The 18,164-nt window shown below is 50.6% G+C and carries 15 protein-coding genes; 5 read left to right on the forward strand and 10 right to left on the reverse strand.

Annotated elements, in window-relative coordinates; translation table 11 throughout:
- Positions 1-343 precede the first annotated feature (343 nt).
- Both EPA93_RS17200 and EPA93_RS50415 read right to left on the reverse strand, forming a co-directional pair.
- Positions 344-1,381: a YbfB/YjiJ family MFS transporter gene (locus EPA93_RS17200; protein ID WP_129888692.1), complete on the reverse strand. Its 1,038-nt coding sequence runs from the start codon at positions 1,379-1,381 to the stop codon at positions 344-346.
- Positions 1,382-1,383: 2 nt separating this feature from the next.
- Positions 1,384-1,632: a YbfB/YjiJ family MFS transporter gene (locus tag EPA93_RS50415; RefSeq protein WP_129888693.1), complete on the reverse strand. Its 249-nt coding sequence runs from the start codon at positions 1,630-1,632 to the stop codon at positions 1,384-1,386.
- Between the two features lie 441 nt (positions 1,633-2,073).
- Here EPA93_RS50415 and EPA93_RS17210 point away from each other — a divergent pair, with 441 nt between their 5' ends.
- Positions 2,074-3,048 carry a threonine ammonia-lyase gene (locus tag EPA93_RS17210; RefSeq protein WP_129888694.1) on the forward strand — a complete coding sequence of 325 codons (975 nt, stop codon included), beginning with the start codon at positions 2,074-2,076 and terminating at the stop codon, positions 3,046-3,048.
- Between the two features lie 29 nt (positions 3,049-3,077).
- Positions 3,078-3,719, forward strand: a complete 642-nt coding sequence (locus EPA93_RS17215) for a GntR family transcriptional regulator (protein ID WP_129888695.1) — start codon at positions 3,078-3,080, stop codon at positions 3,717-3,719.
- 163 nt (positions 3,720-3,882) lie between these two features.
- On the opposite strand, the gene EPA93_RS17220 is transcribed toward EPA93_RS17215, so the two are convergent.
- Complete coding sequence (locus EPA93_RS17220; RefSeq protein WP_129888696.1) at positions 3,883-4,782, reverse strand: CHRD domain-containing protein; 900 nt, start codon at positions 4,780-4,782, stop codon at positions 3,883-3,885.
- A gap of 422 nt (positions 4,783-5,204) precedes the next feature.
- Entirely contained in the window at positions 5,205-6,563 is a 1,359-nt protein-coding gene (locus tag EPA93_RS17225) for an ISKra4 family transposase (RefSeq protein WP_129885608.1), read from the reverse strand.
- 456 nt (positions 6,564-7,019) lie between these two features.
- On the opposite strand from EPA93_RS17225, the gene EPA93_RS17230 reads away from it, so the two are divergent.
- The 3 genes from EPA93_RS17230 to EPA93_RS17240 all read left to right on the forward strand — a co-directional run bounded on the left by EPA93_RS17230 (position 7,020) and on the right by EPA93_RS17240 (position 11,638).
- The gene (locus tag EPA93_RS17230; RefSeq protein ID WP_129888697.1) at positions 7,020-8,765 is read left to right on the forward strand and encodes an ABC transporter ATP-binding protein; all 1,746 of its coding nucleotides are present in this window, start codon (positions 7,020-7,022) and stop codon (positions 8,763-8,765) included.
- Entirely contained in the window at positions 8,766-10,559 is a 1,794-nt protein-coding gene (locus tag EPA93_RS17235; protein WP_129888698.1) for an ABC transporter ATP-binding protein, read from the forward strand.
- Between the two features lie 299 nt (positions 10,560-10,858).
- Positions 10,859-11,638: a GntR family transcriptional regulator gene (locus EPA93_RS17240; RefSeq protein WP_165423205.1), complete on the forward strand. Its 780-nt coding sequence runs from the start codon at positions 10,859-10,861 to the stop codon at positions 11,636-11,638.
- A 296-nt stretch (positions 11,639-11,934) separates the two neighbouring features.
- Here EPA93_RS17240 and EPA93_RS17245 read toward each other — a convergent pair whose 3' ends face one another.
- The 6 genes from EPA93_RS17245 to EPA93_RS17270 all read right to left on the reverse strand — a co-directional run bounded on the left by EPA93_RS17245 (position 11,935) and on the right by EPA93_RS17270 (position 17,884).
- Positions 11,935-12,318, reverse strand: coding sequence for a hypothetical protein (locus tag EPA93_RS17245; RefSeq protein WP_129888700.1), 384 nt, complete (start codon positions 12,316-12,318; stop codon positions 11,935-11,937).
- A 44-nt stretch (positions 12,319-12,362) separates the two neighbouring features.
- A complete protein-coding gene (locus tag EPA93_RS17250; RefSeq protein WP_129888701.1) occupies positions 12,363-13,157 on the reverse strand; it encodes a hypothetical protein in 795 nt (264 codons plus the stop codon).
- A gap of 40 nt (positions 13,158-13,197) precedes the next feature.
- Complete coding sequence (locus EPA93_RS17255; protein WP_129888702.1) at positions 13,198-13,746, reverse strand: RNA polymerase sigma factor; 549 nt, start codon at positions 13,744-13,746, stop codon at positions 13,198-13,200.
- Positions 13,747-14,086: 340 nt separating this feature from the next.
- The gene (locus EPA93_RS17260) at positions 14,087-14,272 is read right to left on the reverse strand and encodes a hypothetical protein (protein WP_129888703.1); all 186 of its coding nucleotides are present in this window, start codon (positions 14,270-14,272) and stop codon (positions 14,087-14,089) included.
- 542 nt (positions 14,273-14,814) lie between these two features.
- Complete coding sequence (locus EPA93_RS17265; RefSeq protein WP_129888704.1) at positions 14,815-15,462, reverse strand: response regulator; 648 nt, start codon at positions 15,460-15,462, stop codon at positions 14,815-14,817.
- Between the two features lie 70 nt (positions 15,463-15,532).
- A complete protein-coding gene (locus EPA93_RS17270) occupies positions 15,533-17,884 on the reverse strand; it encodes a sensor histidine kinase (RefSeq protein ID WP_129888705.1) in 2,352 nt (783 codons plus the stop codon).
- Positions 17,885-18,164: the final 280 nt, after the last annotated feature.

The following is an 18,164-nucleotide window of genomic DNA, read 5'->3' on the forward strand; positions in this document are numbered from 1 at the left end:
TTGAAACAAAGGATGCGTTCCCCTGCGCTTCCGTGTGATCAAGTAATTCCAGGAAGCGCGGGCATAGCCAGGCTCGCTCCGATTTGGTCTTCGCTTCCGAAGCCGTTCGAGATGGACATCTTCCTCACCCTGATCCGGCAAATCCTTCTGCGAGAACTAACACAAGCCTTTCTTTTTCCCCTCCAATTGACAAAATTTCAGTGAAAGAAGCCTGATGGGAAGCGGTTTTGTCCAGGAGCGTGTGTCCCAGCGTCCAAGATTGCGGGCCAAATCCACTTCGTAGGGTATTTACCAACAACAGTAAGCATGAGAGAAATTTTCGAGGTAGTAACGGATCTCTTAGTTACCCTCTGATCTTTGCCCACCTGGCAACCAGGCCATAGCCACAGGCACAAAGGGCGGCCAGGCCCAATAGCGCTGCGCTTGCAGCTGTGCCCACAGCCAGATTGAAGTGCTCAATTACTGCCCCTCCCAGCACCGGCCCGATAAGCTGCCCAATGGCAAAAAGGGAAGTAAGAATGCTAAAGCAGAGGGCATACTGTTCATCATTGACGGCTCGCTTCAATAGGGCCGTTACAATGAGGGCTGGCGCAATGAAAGCAGCAAGCCCAACAACGGCTGCACCGCTATATTCCAGCCATTGGCTATTAACCAGCACAGTCAATGCACCCAGGGTACCAAGCCCGAGAGGAACTGCCAGGGAAAAGCCGGTCGGCCAGCGATCTACGATACCACCCCAGAGCCAGCTACTGAGCGCTCCTGCCAGCCCGATGGCAGCCCAGACAAAGCCCGAACCGGTCGCCGGAACTCCCTGCTGCGTAATCAAGGCAATAAAATAGGTAAAGTAGATGATATAGCCACAACCAAAGCCGCAATAAGCCAGGGTCAGAAACAGCATGCGACGCGGCAAAAAGAGTGGCAGAAGCGCGACCCACAATGACGGCTGCTTTGTTACCTGCTTCTCAGCTAACTGTTGCGCAGTACTGCTATTCAGCTTTCCGCCCTTTCTAACACTATGAAAACCCAGGGCACAAAGCACGCCTACGCCGCTCATGGCGATCCAGATCAGGCGCCATCCGCTAGCAGCTCCAAAGTTCACAATAGAGGGCGCTATCAGGCCAGAAATCAGCACGCCAAGAGCTCCTCCCATCCAAATGATTCCTGAAGCCGTTCCGCGCTTCTCTACTTTGATGCATTCCAGAGTGAGAGACATCGTAAGCACTGTCGCAATGGCTGAAAAGAAGCCGACAAGAAATCTCCAGAGCCCTAACTGCCATACATCCATACTCAACGCCGAGATGAACATAGTTATATTCATCAGCAGGAGCGCCAATGTATTGAACAGGATACGATTATGCATGCGAGCCAGTAGCAAAGGCATTACTAGCGTACAAGTAGATAGCCAGCGAAGTTAATTGTCCCAATCAATCCCAGCAGGCTGTATGAGCCCAGCAGACTTGTCCGCAAGGCTGGCAGGAGGAGACCGTACGAGAGCCGCGAAAAGCCTAAAATGGTCGCCATTAAGCCTGCAGCCCACCAGGTAAGCGGGCTAGCCGCAGATAACAATACTGGCTGCCCTATATCTTCAGCCTTATTGGTCTTGTTCGACAACTGGGATGTGGCTTTAAACATGCCTGCCCACACTTTCTGGATAACAACGCAAATACATGAGAGCACCTTTCCGCCCTTTTGCTTCTTGCTCATTACAAACCAGAAGCCAGTTCCATCTCGCTCTTCTCACACTATAGATAGTGCTTTCTTATTTGTCAATATAAACTTTTCGAATAATTTATTCATTTTCCGTGATAAGAGAGCCGAGCGATGAAGCCTGATCTGCAGCAATGGGTGGAGCACAAAAGGGCTCTTCTAGCGCCTTGAACAGACTTTCAGACAGAAAATTTTAAGTTTGGCCCCAGGTCCGCGATAAGCATGATGCCCTTCACCATCCTCAGTTCCTATGCCGCAAAGCGCAAATCATTCGAGGTTTTCGTTGACAAAATAGCTCATCTTGTATACACTATGATCAAACTGTATACAATATTTCGTGTCTGTATACCTGAAGGGGATTTTCAGATGAGCATATCAACGGTTCATTCGCGCCTCTCTCTTGAGCGCATCGAAGCAGCTTCTCGTATTATCGATCCCATATTCACTAACACACCTCAGTTTCGGGCCGAGAAACTTGAGCCGTTTCTGGGGTCGCTACAGCTAGTCGTAAAAGTGGAGACCATCAACCCTATCGGCTCATTTAAAGGTCGAGGTACTGATTATTTTGTCTCGCAACTTAAAGAACCGATGCCTATTGTCTGCGCCTCTTCAGGTAATTTTGGCCAGGGCCTGGCCTATGCCACGCGCAAGCGAAACTATTCTTTTACTGTCTTTGCGGCAGAGAACGCTAATCCACGCAAGGTCAAAGCTATGCAGCGCCTGGGCGCTCAGGTCCAGCTGGTTGGCAAGGATTTTGACGCAGCCAAGCTTACGGCTGCCGAATACGCCCAACAGACTGGCGCTTATTTTGTGGAAGATGGACGCGAAGCGGCAGTTACGGAAGGCATGGGTAGTATAGCAGTAGAACTTACGCGCTGGCCCCAGCCATTTGATACGGTGCTGGTTCCTCTTGGCAATGGAGCTCTGATCAATGGGATTGGACGCTGGTTCAAGGCCCATTCCCCCCATACGCAAATCATTGGGGTAAGTCCAACCGGCTCGCCCGCTATGGAGCGTTCCTGGCGCAGCAATACACTTGTCACGCTGCCACAGATTGAGACGGTAGCCGATGGCATCGGCATACGCACTCCCGTCCCCGAAGCGCTGGAAGATATGAAGGGGCTGATCGACGATATCCTGCTTGTAGATGACCAGGCCTTGATTGAAGCCGTGCGCTTGCTTTACTTTGAGATGGGGCTGCTGGTTGAGCCATCTGGAGCTGCTGGCCTGGCGGCAGCTATGGTTTTTAAAGAGCGCTTCGCCGATCAGCTTGTCGCCACGCCTCTCTGTGGTAGCAATCTTAGCTTGGAGCAGCAACAGAGCTGGCTCTGGACGTGCTAAGCAGCTAGTTGCTATAGGAGAACTAGTCTATGACGGTACGCGCTCCTCTACGCGATGAGCTTTACCAGATCCTTCTTGAGCGTATTCTCAATAGTACGCTTGCTCCTGGTAGCCGCGTGAATGAATCTCGGCTTGCACAAGAACTAAATGTGAGCCGCACGCCGCTGCGCGAAGCGCTCTTGCGCCTTGAGCAAGAAGGTTTTGTCTATGCAGACCAGTTGCGCGGCTTTATTATCCAACCGCTTACGGAGCGCGAGGTTCGCGAGGTATATCCCATCCTTGGCAATCTTGAAGGGTTGGCATTGCGCTTGAGTGGCACGATGACGACGATTGACTTTGTGCGCCTTGAGCAACTCAACCAGGAGCTCTCAGAAGCGCACTCTGACCCTGTTCATGCCCATCAAGCTGATGCGGCCTTTCATAACACGCTCCACGAATGGTGTCCTAACCGTCGCTTGCTTGACATGATTGCGGAGCAGTGGCGAGCGATCAGGCGCTATGAGAGCCTTTATATGCGCGAGGCAAGGCTCATTGAGATCTCGGTGCAGCAGCATGCCAGTATCCTGACTGCTCTGCAGGCCGGTTCACTGGATCAGGCCGTGGCCGGGCTGGAAGAAAACTTTCTTTTCTCGATGCACTCTCTCCTTATCCAGTTGCAGCACCTTGCTTAAGCATGTCTGCGGAGGGAAGCAAGCAAGCTCAAGAGTATATGCCACGCAAAGTCGCGCATGGCAGTTTCTTCCCGCATGAAGGTGGGAAGATTATGGCTGGCAAGAAGCGGTAGTGCAACGTTGCGCTACCGCTTCTCAATTACTCACTTACCGAAAAGCTAGGTTAGCTCTTTGAGGTATTGCCACAGACGATGGGATTGAAGTAGACTGGCTGGCTCAGCTCGCTCATTGTAGCCCCCGTATGCACGTTGATATACATGCCGTTGTTGGAAGAGGGCAGATGCTCGATGGTCGTGCTAGAAGTACCCTTGCCGTCCGCGTTGGCCACCACTGAATTGAGCATGACAAGGACCGCTCCTTGCGCTTCACAACTCCCGGCGTGGATGTGGGCTATGTGCTTGCTGTTGGGCTGCAGACCGTCGAGGGTTATAGTCAGGACAAACTTGCCATCCTTGCTTGTGAGCGTCGCCTTACCGCTGGCCGCTTCGTTGGGCGCGCTAGTGGTTCCCATCGTAACATGGACTGACTGCATAGCTTTTTTCGATGTGTCGGAATTAGCAATGTTTCCGCAAGAAATAGGCCGGTGATCAATGTCGCTCATCGTCAAACCATTATGCACGTTGATATACCAGCCATGTGCTGGAATACCCTGTCTCACATGCTCGATCTTGGTTTCGGAAACCGCGTTACCTTGCGCATCAGCTACCACGCTATTGAGCGGATAGACGACCGAGCCATCGACCGCGCAGGTCCCGGCATGGATATGGGCGGCGTGCGAACTATTAGGCGCAAGGCCAGTCAAACTGATTTTGACGAGAAGCTCATCGTTTTTAGGATTCCATGAAAGATCTGTGGTCCCAATGGGGCTGTGCTTGAGCTCGATCTCGAAGTGTGGACTACTGTTCTCACTATTTTTGCTCGTAGAGGTGCCACTTGAAGCCAAAGGGCTATTATTCGCGTATCCCGGGGTACTTCCGCACGCAGCCAGCAGTAGCATGACGCCTACACTGAGCAGCGCCAGGACGAGCGTGAATAATTTGTTTCCCGCTATAAAAACTTTCATTATGGCAAGATCCTTCCTGCTGCTAGATTGTCTGTATATATCTACTCAATCTTAACAACTCTTTTCTTATTTCACGTTCAGAAAGCCTTTTTCATATACATAAAACCTAACATAAAAAGTAAAGTTCTATCATGGTACCTTTCACATTTGCATGGTGAACTGTATCACTCTACCTTTCAACAGGCAGATCAACCGCTAGGTGCGCTGCTCATAGGGGCAGGACTTGCCCCATCCGTCGCCTGCGCCGACTCGTTGAGTATGGCAAAATTTATCCTGCAGGCAAATTAAATAGCTCTGAGCTAAATGTTGCTACTTGATTTATGAGCCACAGTAGAGTATCATTACTGCATCATCTACATTTGGAGGCTAATATATGTCAGCGTTTCTAGGTTCTACCCAAAACCTGGGGCCACCTCAACCATTTAGGGGAAGACCCGAGTAGAGGCAGGCATCGACCAATCGTGATTGAGCAGGTCGACCCGTAACGCCACCACGGCGGTGGCATTGCGGCGCAACCAGCGCATGCCACGCCGCTTCATCCGCCGATTGATTACCAGCGCCACCGCTCGCTCGATGATGCCACTGCCCACCGGATAGCCTTGGTGCTTCCAGTATTCATACGACCCAATCCACTCTCGCTGCCTGTCCAGATACGTGATCGCTTGCCGCAGAGCGGTCAGCCGATGAGAATGCGGTCCAGCCAACTCGCTTCGCCACTGCTTGAGCACCTCTTGAGCCCGTTCCACCTCGCCTTTCCACAGCCATGTTTCCAACTGGTTCACCACGCGTGCGTGCTCGTGTTGGCTGTGTTGGGTCAGCATTCCGACAAGGTTGGCCGCTGTGCGCACCGTTCGCCACAGATGCGGCCAGTCCAAAATGCACTGGGCATCGGGAAAGTGCATCGTTGCTTCTTTTTTGATCCAATGAGCTCCATCTGCCACCACAATGGTCCGATGATGGTGCAACCCGAGGGCTTCTTTCGCATACGCCGCTTGCTCGCCTATGGCGCGAGCATCTGCAAAAGTGGCGACGTACCGACGCCTTTTCCAACGGCTCCGCTGCCTTGCAGGGTGATGATGCTGCTCCATATACCGGTTCAGTTCGATCCAGGTCATCGATCCGTTGGGCTGCTCTGGCTCTTTCCCCCAGACCTGTCCACTGGCAATCACTCCGATTTTTCCTTCCATGCCCCCTCGTTTTTCTCTATTGCACACCCATCCCCCATCCAACCCAATCACACAGCGCTCATCGGCTGGGGCTGGCTGACTGGACGCAGATTGGGGGGACGAGGAGGCCGTGTGTTCGGCCTGACGGTGAGCCGCTGCCTTGCCTTCTGCATTCGTGAGCAAACGGATGGCTTCGGCACTGATCTGGGCTCCCGTCAGCCGCTTGAGACAACCAGCGGCCTGCCGATAGGGCCAGGAGGCTCCTGCCATCATCGCCGCCTCACGTAAGGGTTCGGTCACACGGCTCAGATGGACATGCGAAAGCAGCCCATTGGACGGACAGCATCGTTGCCCGCACTGCTGGCAGCGAAACCGACGACGAGCCAGATACACCGGACCGAAGAGGGTCTGGATGTTTCTGCCTACGGTGCCTTCCGTGCGTACCTGCGTGCTCCCACATGCCCGGCAGGATCGATGAGCCTGTTCCCACTGCCCAACCACTTCTTTGAGGGCCTGGCGCATCCAGCGATGGCCTGCTTCTTTGACCTGTTCTTCCATTTGCGTTAGGCTTGCGTTTGCATTCACGTCCAACGTGAGCGATACTTGTATCTGCATGAGAGGTTCCTTTCGGTGACAAGATTGGGTTTTGGTTTATCCTATCACCGCTGGGAATCTCTCTTGTCTAGCCCCGGGTTTTGGGTACGACCGCGTTTCTACCAACGTTGCTCAGATAAGTGTGCCATTGTCCAGAAAAAAATAACCAACTTCTAGACGCGTAGGGTAGCTGCCTTTTAATTTGCCTGCTATTTGCGTCTCGCTCAGCGCATGCAGTATAGCTGCTTTTTTCGTGCGCTCTTGCTCTTGACCATTGGCATACTTTGCCTGGTGGTTTCTTCCTCATTGTTCGAAGCCCCAACCAGGAGGCTTTTTGCCTTGAGCATTCTCCTGCTTTCCACTCACTAGAGCCTGCATAGCATATCTTGCTGTCTCCAGCTCACGTTATACCTGTGGCTCCCCTGTGATCTTATCCTTGAAAAACATGCTCACATAGCGAAAGGATTTAATGCTTCTATGGGCATTTCGCTGAGACGATACGCACATCTCCTGCTGACTTACCTAAAGCCTCACTGGCGGAGCAACTTAGCCCTCGCGGTGCTACTTTTTAGCAGCATAGGTCTACAATTGCTTAGCCCACAAGTTATCAGTTACTTTATCGATACTATCCAGGCCAGAGGTCCTCTACAAGTATTGCTGATTGCTGCTGGTATCTTCATTATTATCTCTGTAGTTCAGCGCCTGGTAGCCTTTGCCTCAACCTACCTGGCTGAAAACATCGGCTGGCTCGCTACGAATGCCTTACGGGCCGACCTGGTAGAACATTGTCTTCGCCTCGATATGTCCTTTCATAAGCAGCACACTCCCGGTGAGCTTATCGAACGCGTTGATAGCGATGTAACTGCCCTGGCCAATTTCTTCTCACAATTCACGCTTAAAGTGCTGGGCAACGGATTGCTGATCCTCGGCGTTCTGCTATTTTTGCTACAGGCTGATTGGCGGGCTGGCTTCGGCCTGATAGTCTATAGCGTCTTGACCTTGTGTATACTCAGCTTCCTGCAAAAAGTGGCAGTGAACAAGTGGGCTAAAGAGCGAGAGGCTAATGCCGACTTTTATGGCTTCCTGGAAGAACATATCTCTGGCACCGAGGATATTCGGGCCATTGGGGCAGAGCAATATGTAACTCACCGCCTGTTCGCCTTGATGCGTCGACTTCTTGAAACCTATCGCGCGGCGCGCCTGATCAGCAACTTTACAAACTTTGGCACTAACACGCTCTACGTCGTAGGCTATACGGTCGGCCTGGCGTTAGGTGCCTATCTTTATAGCCAGCATCAAATTACGCTTGGTACGGCCTACGTAATTGTGTATTACATCGGCCTGCTTGCCCAGCCGTTGGATAACCTTCGCCAACAACTTCAGGATTTACAGCAAGCAGAGGCAAGCATCGAGCGCGTTGAGCAACTCTTTATGCTGCAGCCTGAAATTAAAGAAGACGTTAGTAAAGATCTCCCATCTGAGCAAAGCGCCCTTACCTTTCAGAATGTCTCTTTCAGTTACGATCAACAAGAATATGTGCTCCAGGATCTAAACTTCCAGCTCCAGCCGGGCAAAGTTCTGGGCTTGCTGGGTCATACTGGTAGCGGCAAGACAACCCTGGCCCGCCTGCTCTTTCGCCTCTATGATCCACCCATAGGGGCTATCAGGCTGAACGGCATAGATCTTCGCGAGATCGCGCTTGAGCAATTGCGCACGCAGGTAGGCATGGTCACCCAGGATGTACAGCTCTTTCAGGCCAGTATTCGCGATAATTTGACCTTCTTCAATCGACGCATCAGCGATGCTACTATTGAGCAAGCATTGCATGAGTCGGGGCTTTCAAAATGGGTACAATCCCTACCCCATGGGCTGGATACGCAGCTAGCCGCTGGTGGTCAGGGGTTATCGGCGGGAGAGGCACAGTTGCTCGCCTTTGCGCGCGTGTTTCTCAAAAACCCCAGCTTAGTCGTTCTCGATGAGGCCTCATCACGCCTGGACCCGGCAACTGAATACTTGCTTGAACAAGCCATGAAGCGCCTGCTGGAGGGCCGCACCGGGATTATTATAGCTCATCGCTTGCACACAGTACTGCGTGCCGACGAGATCATGATCCTTGATCACGGAAACATTGTCGAGCATGGTTCGCGCCTTGCCCTGGCTAACGATCCCCATTCACGCTTCTGCACCCTCTTACAAACCGGACTAGAGGAGGTATTACCATAAATGCATGAGCAGGTTCCGACCCTAAAAACCTGGCCATTTAACTTGCAGATCATCAAATATCGCCCATGGCCTTATATCATATATAGCCTTTCCCGCATAATTTTTTGCGTTGTCCAGATCATACCAGGTTTGATCGAGAAAAGCATTTTTGATTCGCTCACCGGCTCAGCAGCCTTAACCCTGAGCTTATGGTGGCTTATCGCTCTCTATATCTCAGTCGGGTTGGCCCGTCAGGCTACCTCGTTCGGTGAGATATGGGGTGATGCAACTTTCCGTTATACTACTGGCGCGTTACTGCGCTTTAATCTCTTCTCTAGCATTCTGCGCCGGCCCGGTGCTAAGCCGTTGCCGGTCTCATCAGGAGACACTATCAATCGCTTTGATAACGATGTAGCAGAAACCACAGATTTTCCGCTCTGGATTCCATTTATGGTTGGAGAAACGCTGGCCTCTCTCCTGGCAATTGGCATCATGGCCAGCATTAATCTCACCATCACGCTAGTCATCTTCATACCGTTACTCTTTGCCTCATTGGCTGCCCGCCTGGCCTGGAGCCGTATTCATCGCTATCGGGATGCTAGCCGAACGGCAACCGGACACGTCATAGGCTTTCTGGGAGAGCTATTTGGCGCGGTCCAAGCCGTCAAGGTCGCCAATGCGGAGAAGGATATGCTCAGCCAGTTTGGCGTGCTTAACGAGATACGTCGCAAGATGATGGTCAGGGATCGCCTGTTTGGAGAGTTGCTTGACTCAATCTTTGATAATGCGGTAACGTTCGGAACTGCCATCACGCTGGTGCTCGCAGCTCAGGCCATGACCGCGCGGACCTTCACGGTCGGGGATTTTGCGCTGTTTATTTATTATCTCTGGTTTACCACGCAATTGCCTGCTATCTGGGGTATATTCATCGGAGATTATAAGCAGCAAGAAGTCTCGATAAAGCGCATGAGCGAGCTCATTACCGACGAACCGGCGCAGGTCTTACTCAAGCATGCCCCAGTCTATGAGCGAGGCGCAATGCCCGTGCTGACCCAGGCAAGCAAAGCCATTGACCACCATCTCCATGAATTACAAGTCCAGGGGCTGAGCTATCATTATCCTGGGACCGAGAGTGGCATTAGCAATATCGATCTGCAGCTGAAACGAGGCTCATTTATGGTCATTACCGGGCGTATCGGCTCAGGCAAAACTACATTACTACGCACCCTTCTGGGTCTGCTTCCTAAAGATGCTGGTGAGATTTACTGGAATGGCGGGCCAGTTAAAGATCCCGCAAGCTTTTTTAAGCCGCCTTATACAGCTTACACAGCCCAGGTTCCACGCCTCTTTAGTGATACGCTGCGCAACAATATCCTCATGGGCCTGCCAGAGGACCAGGCAATGCTGACAGAAGCTCTGCAAATGGCGGTATTGACAGGAGACGCCCAGGCAATGCCGGCCGGCCTTGATACGCTCATTGGTCCGCGAGGCATTCGGCTCTCGGGCGGACAGATCCAACGCACGGCAGCAGCACGCATGTTCGCCCGCGAGCCAGAGCTTCTCATCTTTGATGATCTATCGAGTGCTCTGGATATAGAAACCGAACAGATTCTCTGGGAACGTGTCTTTGCCCATGAAGGCCTTACCTGCCTTGTCGTTACCCATCGCCGCGCGGCCTTACAACATGCTAACACTATCCTGGTCCTTAAGGATGGCAAGCTCCATGCACAAGGTACACTGCAGGAGCTCTTAGAGACAAATGAGGAGATGCGCAGGCTATGGCATGGAGAATATAAGGCCTCGGCAGAACAGTAGACACGTAAAAATCTGCCTGGGCAAGATGTGTTTCTGCACCAGATAGCCATCTAAGCACATCGCAGAGGCTTAGACATAGCAAGCAGAGCTCTAACGTGCTAGCAAATTGCATAAGTGCAACTAGAGAATCTCCATTACTTAAAAATAGCGCGCTTTAGCTTCTCGCTTGCTATCAAAAGGGGGCCTATCCATTCTATAGCTTGTCAGGACGGTAAAGGATTGGGTACTATTAGAAGGTAGAGAACCTCATCTCTTGCGAAGATCGCGCAGCTATGAGAAAGGTTATACAGGGGAAAACCATGAGTCTGGAAAACACGCGTCCAATACTAAAAAAAACAGCCTTACCACGCTATTATCAGCTAAAGGAGATCATACGCGCCAAGATCCGCTCACAGGAATGGCAGCCAGGAGATCTCTTACCATCTGAGCGAGAGCTCGGTGAGTTATACGGCATTAGTCGCATGACAGCGCGCCAGGCAGTTTCGGAGCTAGTGAGCGAAGGAATATTATACCGCGAACGTGGGATAGGAACATTCGTTAGTCAGGTATTTTCTTCCCAGCAGACAACCCGCCTGACCGGCTTTACTGAGCTAGTGGAAGCCCAGGGGCAGAAGGCACGCACAAAAGTCCTTGTGGCAACTTTACGGCCCGCTAACCTGACAAGCGCTCGGCAGTTCCGTATTAAAGTTGGTCAACCGATCTTCTATATGCGCCGCCTGCGCCTGGTCAACTGGACTCCCGTTGTTCTGGAACGGGGGTGCATCAGCTTTAACGGTTGCGAGCAACTTTTGGAGGAAGATTTAGAACAGAATTCTCTCTTCCAATTATTAGAAACAAAATATGGCTTGCCGCCACTTAAGTCCGAGCACGACCTGGATATTGGCCGTGTCGGGGTTGAGGAATCTGGCTATCTCAACTTACCCATTGGTAGCCCGGTCCATATCATGCATGGAACTATCTATACCGAGCATGATTTGCCCATCGTAGATTGCACTTCTATCTACCGCAATACCAGTATTAAGCTGGTCAGGCAGGTTGATCAAGATTATCCAGTTTACGCATTTCATGATGTCAGATAAAGGCTGGTGAACTCTCTAAACGATCTGACTTGCTAATTATGAGGGAAATAATTTTCCTTCTCCAGACGTTCAGGTGGGCAAGCACTCTTCTCATTTACTGCTCAAAGTTAAATAGTGGATAGCATTTATATGCCCGAGCGACAGGATATGGCTCCGCGCTTTGTCGGGCTTCATCTCTTGTTATTAAATTGCAGGGAAGAAAGCAAACTGGCGCAGTCACAAACCACGATAAACGCGCAACATAGCTTGCCTTCCGCCTTAATACGTACTGGTTTCGCCACGCCAGCCACTATCAACTAGCCGGTGGCCAGGTCATAGACTTCAACCTCATTGCTAAAGCGGCGACGATAGATACGCACCCGGTGGATGCGCTGATTCAAAGGCAACACAAGATAATCTACGTTCTCTCCCGCGAGTGGACAGGTATTTAGCATTCCATGTTTAGAGAGCTTAAAGGCTCTTTCCTCACGCGTATCAACGATGCCCAGTAGATGGTAATTATGATATACACGCCAGGAAATCTCCGTCTTATTCTGCAATAAGAGAACATCATCATCGCCTTCCATAGCGAGCTTGACACGTCGCAGCATACGCCCAAGCCAGCGACCAGATTGTTGCGGCGAGGTTTCTAGTATACTTTCTTCGCTCTGTTCCCTTTGAGGTAAAGTTGTTATTGGCATCTAATTCGCTCAGCCTTTCTCACTCCATAGAACACGCAATCAAACTATCTAACCAGCGTTAAGCGCTCCTGATCAGCAGCTATACGCATTCCACAAATGTGGTTGATGCGCTCAACCAATGAAAGCTGGCCCCACTTCCTCCGCGCCGGCAGCCTACTCCTTGTGAGCAACGCATGCAATCCCAGACAAACGCGGTCTCTGCCTATCCACTGGACCATCAGCATATCAGCTTGCCGCGCCATAGTACGTGCCTGCAGATGAAGCAGCCACAAAACCAGGCCACAAGATAGGCTGAGGAAAACAATCAGCAAGGCCACGCTCAACGCCAGCGGAACGCTCCGTGCACGCAGCAAAAGCATACTCAGAGCAAGCAGCGCTACGGGTGAAAGCAACATAAGAAAGCGGATAAACAGATAAGCTGGACGGCGCATACAGACATAGCGAGCCAGGCCTCCCACCAGCAGAACTTCAAGCGCGGCCGGCTCAGGCAAAGACGTTGATCGCCCAGGCAGCATAAGAGTAAGCTTAGTCCTTCCCAGGAGCGCCACACGCACCTCTGGAAGCTTCATGCGTGCTTTGTAACGGTAATGGACTAAGTGCCCGGGGCGTGTTCTCAAATAGAGATCAGGAGGAATATGGGAAAACGCTTCCCGGATATACTCAGGAGTAGCATCTCTTACATTCTCCGACTCCGCTAACCACCAACGCAACCCGCGCTTATCTGGCTGTCTCGGCTTTAATTGTTTGGCGAGGCTCATCCAGGATGATGAAGGAAGCGGTTGCTCGGGAAGCGCGGGATCATAATAGGCGCTGAGACGCTCTTCCAGAGAGTTGGACATATTCTCTATCTCCTCGCTTGAATACCACTCCCCCATAATTTCACTTCCTTTCTCTCGACAACAGAGCACGGCATCGCTCACGCGCGCGATTCAAGCGCGATTTCACGGTTCCAATTGGCCAACCTAGCACCTGCGCGATATCGACCTCCGTCAAATCGGCTCCATAGCGTAAAGCAATAACCCGGCGCTGATCCGCGCTAAGCTGGGCCAGAACATGCCTGATTTCCTCTCGCTGCTCTAGCTGTTCCAGCAAATGGGTTTCAGTACAGCTTGATGCTATATCCTCAGTGAGTATATCAAGCGAAATAGGGCGCAGATAGCTACGCTGCCGCTCCATAGTATCAAGAGCGTGCCGATAGAGAATGCGCATGAGCCAGGGACGAAACGGGCATCCAGCACGAAACCCGGGTAATCCCTTCCAGGCCAATACAAATGCACCTTGCGTGATTTCTTCTGCAAGCGAACGTTGATGACAAAGGCGCAGAGCCGTCGCCATCGCCACGGCATGGTGGAGCTCCCACAGGCGACGGAATGCCTCCTGATCTCCATTAATAGCTCGTTTGATAAGTTCGTCTTCGCAAATATCCACACGCTTATCCTCTCTTCTGTAGGAATACTACGGCAAGAAAGGTTCAAAAGGTTCCCAGATCCACAGACAAACTTTCAGAAGCAGCAAATGAGGACAAATTTAAGCGACACGAGGAAGAATAGAGAGAGAAGCAGAAAGCATCGAGCGAGGCCTGGAGGAAGCCAGGTAAGCTCATAACAATATGGCAAGAGCAATGTTCTCGATTCCGCCACATCGCTCTTGCCGTCTAACGGACTAGCAGTTACGACGCCACTAACGCCGCAACATCTGTTCCTGTTTACGGTTACCAGCCATCCGACAGGAACATACTCCTTCCATCATCTCAATTACCTTAATAAACCTACTCGAAGAGCTCTCTTTGCAGCAAATCATCTTGCTCTTCGTCAGTTCTAGGCCTATCGCTGATTTCTTCTTTATTACGCCTACCGCGCCTTCTGAGCACCAGAGAAACAATAACTCCGGCGATTATAAGGCAGAACGAGATCGTAATAAACCACACCCCCACCATCAGTTCCATAGCCTCCATAACGTCCTAACCTTATCCTTTCTCCCCGACATAACAAGTCGGTACGACCATATACCATAACCAAGACCTGCTAAGTTCAAACAGAGAGGAAGCTGATATAAACATCCTGATCTCAGTAACTATTCATCCACCTACACAGACAGAGCCTTAATTCTCCTTCATACAAAAAACATTCAGTGATAGGTCGTTATCGCCTACCTTGCGGAAAGGGGAGAAGAAATCACGAATGTGTACATTTGTTCTTCGCCATATACTCTTTTCAGCTAAAAAACTATAGAACTCTACACAATTTTTCACATATTTCAGGCAAAACAGAGTAACTTCTCTTAAAGAGCTTTTTTTGGTACATGCTCTCTAGACCTTGCGAGTGATAGGTCACCCTTAATGATATATACGATCCAGATGCATTATTTGTTGCAAATTCTGACAATTATGGCGGATCTCATCTGCCTGCCAATTGACACTCAAACCTAGCAAACTCTGCTTATACCGACAACAAGAACAGCCAAATTTATATATAACCTTCAGTATATAATCTATTTTCATTCATTATCAAACAATAAGCGTTGTTCCTGCACCAGGGCAGTCGCCTCAGTACGCGATTGGACATTCAGCTTCTGATATAAGCTAGTAAGATGCGTCTCTACAGTTTTTATCGAGACATGAAGCCGCTCGCTAATCTCGCTATTGCGCAATCCACGCGCAACCAGTTGCAACACCTCTTGTTCCCGGCTGGTCAGCAGATCTATAAACTGTACGTCGGACCTCTCTTCAGTCAGGAGCTGATGCACTTCTGGATCGATACTCCTCTTGCCAGCAGCAACATCGCGAATAGCTTGACGGATGGCATTACTGCTGGCACTCTTTAGCCAGTATCCTTTTACTCCCATACGTAACATCGTTACAACATACGCAGCCTGATCATAAGCAGTCAGCACGAGTATGCCGACTTGCTGCTTTTCTTCCACAAGCAGGTTCTGGGCCACAGCGAACCCGTTCATGCCCTTCATGGCGATATCCAGCACTAACACCCGTGGCCGGAACTGCCGGCATAGTCCAATTGCCTCAGCGCCATCGCGTGCCTCGCCAACAATGGCAAAAGCAGGATCTTCTTCCAGCAAGCGCCGCGTCCCTTCGCGCATCATGGTATGATCATCGGCCAGCACAATACTGATCGTAGCTTGCTCCACTTCTTGCTGCTCCTTGCAAAGTACTCATAAAAAGTCTCCCGTACTGACATTTCTATCCAATTTATGGACACTATCTTAGCTGAATACAGACCCGCACAACTACCCCTTTACCCTCACGGGCCCATAAGCGAAACGACCCTTGGACGGCCTCCATACGTTCAGCCATTCCCGCCAGGCCAAGGCTACCAGTAAGAGGCCTGGCCCTCCGTAGTCCCCGCCCGTTATCGGCAACCAGCAGGACAACCTTATCCTCTCCAGAATAGCGCAACCTGATTCTGACTTTACTCGCTTCCGCGTGCTTGAGCACGTTAGCCAGCGCTTCTTGCGCCACACGATAGAGGGCTAACTCTTTTTCGGCAGAGAAACGCCTGGGATCACCAATACACTGCATGCTTACGCGAATCTTTCCGCGCTGCTCGCTCTGTCGAGCTAACCAGCTCAGAGCCTCGGTCAGTCCCAGTTCGTCTAGAAGTGGGGGGCGCAGTTCCAGACAGGTTGCCCGCAAACTGCTTACCAGCGAGCGCGCCAGAGGTTCCATTTCCGCAATTTTCGTATCGCCCCGATTATCCGCCAGGTGTCGTGTAAGGAGCATTGCCTGCTGCAGCGCCTCGTCATGCAACTCTAAAGCTAAACGACGGCGCTCCTCTTCCTGCGCCTGGATAATCCGATGATTTAAGCTTGCCTGCTGCAGAGCATCTCTATGCGCTTGCTCAAGATAGCGCGTATTAGCCTCCATAACGACCAGCTGAGCCCCCAGCGTCTCTAGAAAACTGAGATCTTGCCGACTATATCTCTCATTATTGAGCTTATGGCTAAGGCAGAGATACCCCCTTAATGCGTAACCATCAAAAAGGGGGAAAAGCAATAAATTATCGTGGTTGCTATATGAATACTCTCTCCCATCTAGAGGAGTAATGGCCCTTTTTATCAGTTCGCGAAAAGCACTTTCGGCCTCGCTCTCAGCTCCATGAACACGGTGAAAGTACGAGCGCCAGCCCGGTAGCACTTTTGTATTCTCTAGCGCTAGATCACCGTCTACAGGCATCTCTTCCCGGACCAATAAGGCAATTTCGGCCACGTTTAGCAGCGTGGCAAGCCGAGGTAAGATAAAGGCGCTTATCTGCTCTAATCCGCGCAAATGCGTAAGGGCCGTGCTCAAGTCACGCAGCGTGCGATTATAATGATAAAAATCACGATAAAATATCTTGTCGCCAAGATCGCGTACCTTTTCCCATACGCGTGGAAAGAGCCAGACACTGAGCATAAACCAGACTATATGTACCGATATTCCCTCGGAATCGCCAATGAAGGGCAGAAAGTGCCTCTCCAGAGCTATCAGAGTAACATCCATAACAATAAAACAACACGCAAGCTCTAGCCAAAGCATACTCCTGATCAGTTGGCGGCTTAATAGTCCAGCTTTGCCAATAAGCTGATCGTGCAACAAAGCATAACAACAGATAAAAGGTAGCAGCATTAAAGGGACGGCCAGTAAATGATGCTTGAAAAGATTAGTAATCCCGCTCTTCCAAAATGAGAAGTCGAAGGCGCCCACAAAATTTACGGCCAGCAGTAGAAATAAAATCGTACAGCCGATGCTTACCAGACTCAGAGAGTTAGCTAGCTGTATACCAGAGTAGCGCACACTATATAAGACAAAGCATAGCAACAAGACAAAGCCAGCAATACAGGCACAGTAAAAGACGAGGAAACCCGTCGAGGTTGAGAAAAGTGGAACATTATAGAGGGCATTATTGCTATTTAGTGCCAGGGGCAAAAATAGAAAGACTATGCAGATAACGGCCATACTGGCCATAGGCTTATCCTGAGCAGACAGGCGCGAAGAATGAAAGAGCATTATCCAGGTAATGCGTCCCATACATACGAGAGTGAACACATAGATAAGCAGCGCTACAACTATCCATAAATAAGGCAGCAGCAGAAGCACAGCACAATCTACAAGGGCCATGACAAAACTACTGATCAGCCAGGTATAAGGCCAAAAGAGCTTATGGAGCAGCGTTTTCGGGCTAGCTTCTCCCTCATTGGAAACATACAGCAAATTCACAAAGGTTGCCGCCAGCCCCTGGGTCAGGATCGAAAGCAGATTGATAAGTAGTGCACACCATCTATATGTGCTGATCAGAAGCAGGCAACAAATCAGCGCCGTACATATAAAGACGCAATAGGCTAACATAGCCACTGGCTTATTGTGGGTGTGGTGAAAGATGATATTGCCGGTTATATAGAGCAGACCTATCAATATGCCAGACCAGATATAATCAGCATTCTGATCGCGAGATACCTTTGGCATCCCGGGTAGCAGCAGAAAGACAAGCGTAAGCGCTAGAGCCAGGAGAAAAAAACCGCTCAAGATAGTTGCCAAGCGCCAATTCCAGCTAGCACAAAGTTTCCTTGTCATAAGCAGCAACATCGCACCCTCGCTCACCATACAAACTATAAGGCATCTTCTATCAGGTCTCTATTGTACTATTTTCTTTCTTACCACTATCTCAGGGTTTACCCGTATTTTTTCTGAGCTAACGTCTATAGACCTCGTAGAATCAGAGTTTTCCCCGAAGACATTCTTCTCTGGCCATATTACTATGCCCATCGGTCATATGCTTATGTCGCCTCAAGTCGGCCTGAAGCACATTCTGCTCTTTCTAGGAGAGCGAGATAAGAAGCAAACAGCTTTCACT

Source organism: Ktedonosporobacter rubrisoli (assembly GCF_004208415.1).
In the GTDB taxonomy this organism is placed as follows: Bacteria; Chloroflexota; Ktedonobacteria; order Ktedonobacterales; family Ktedonobacteraceae; genus Ktedonosporobacter; species Ktedonosporobacter rubrisoli.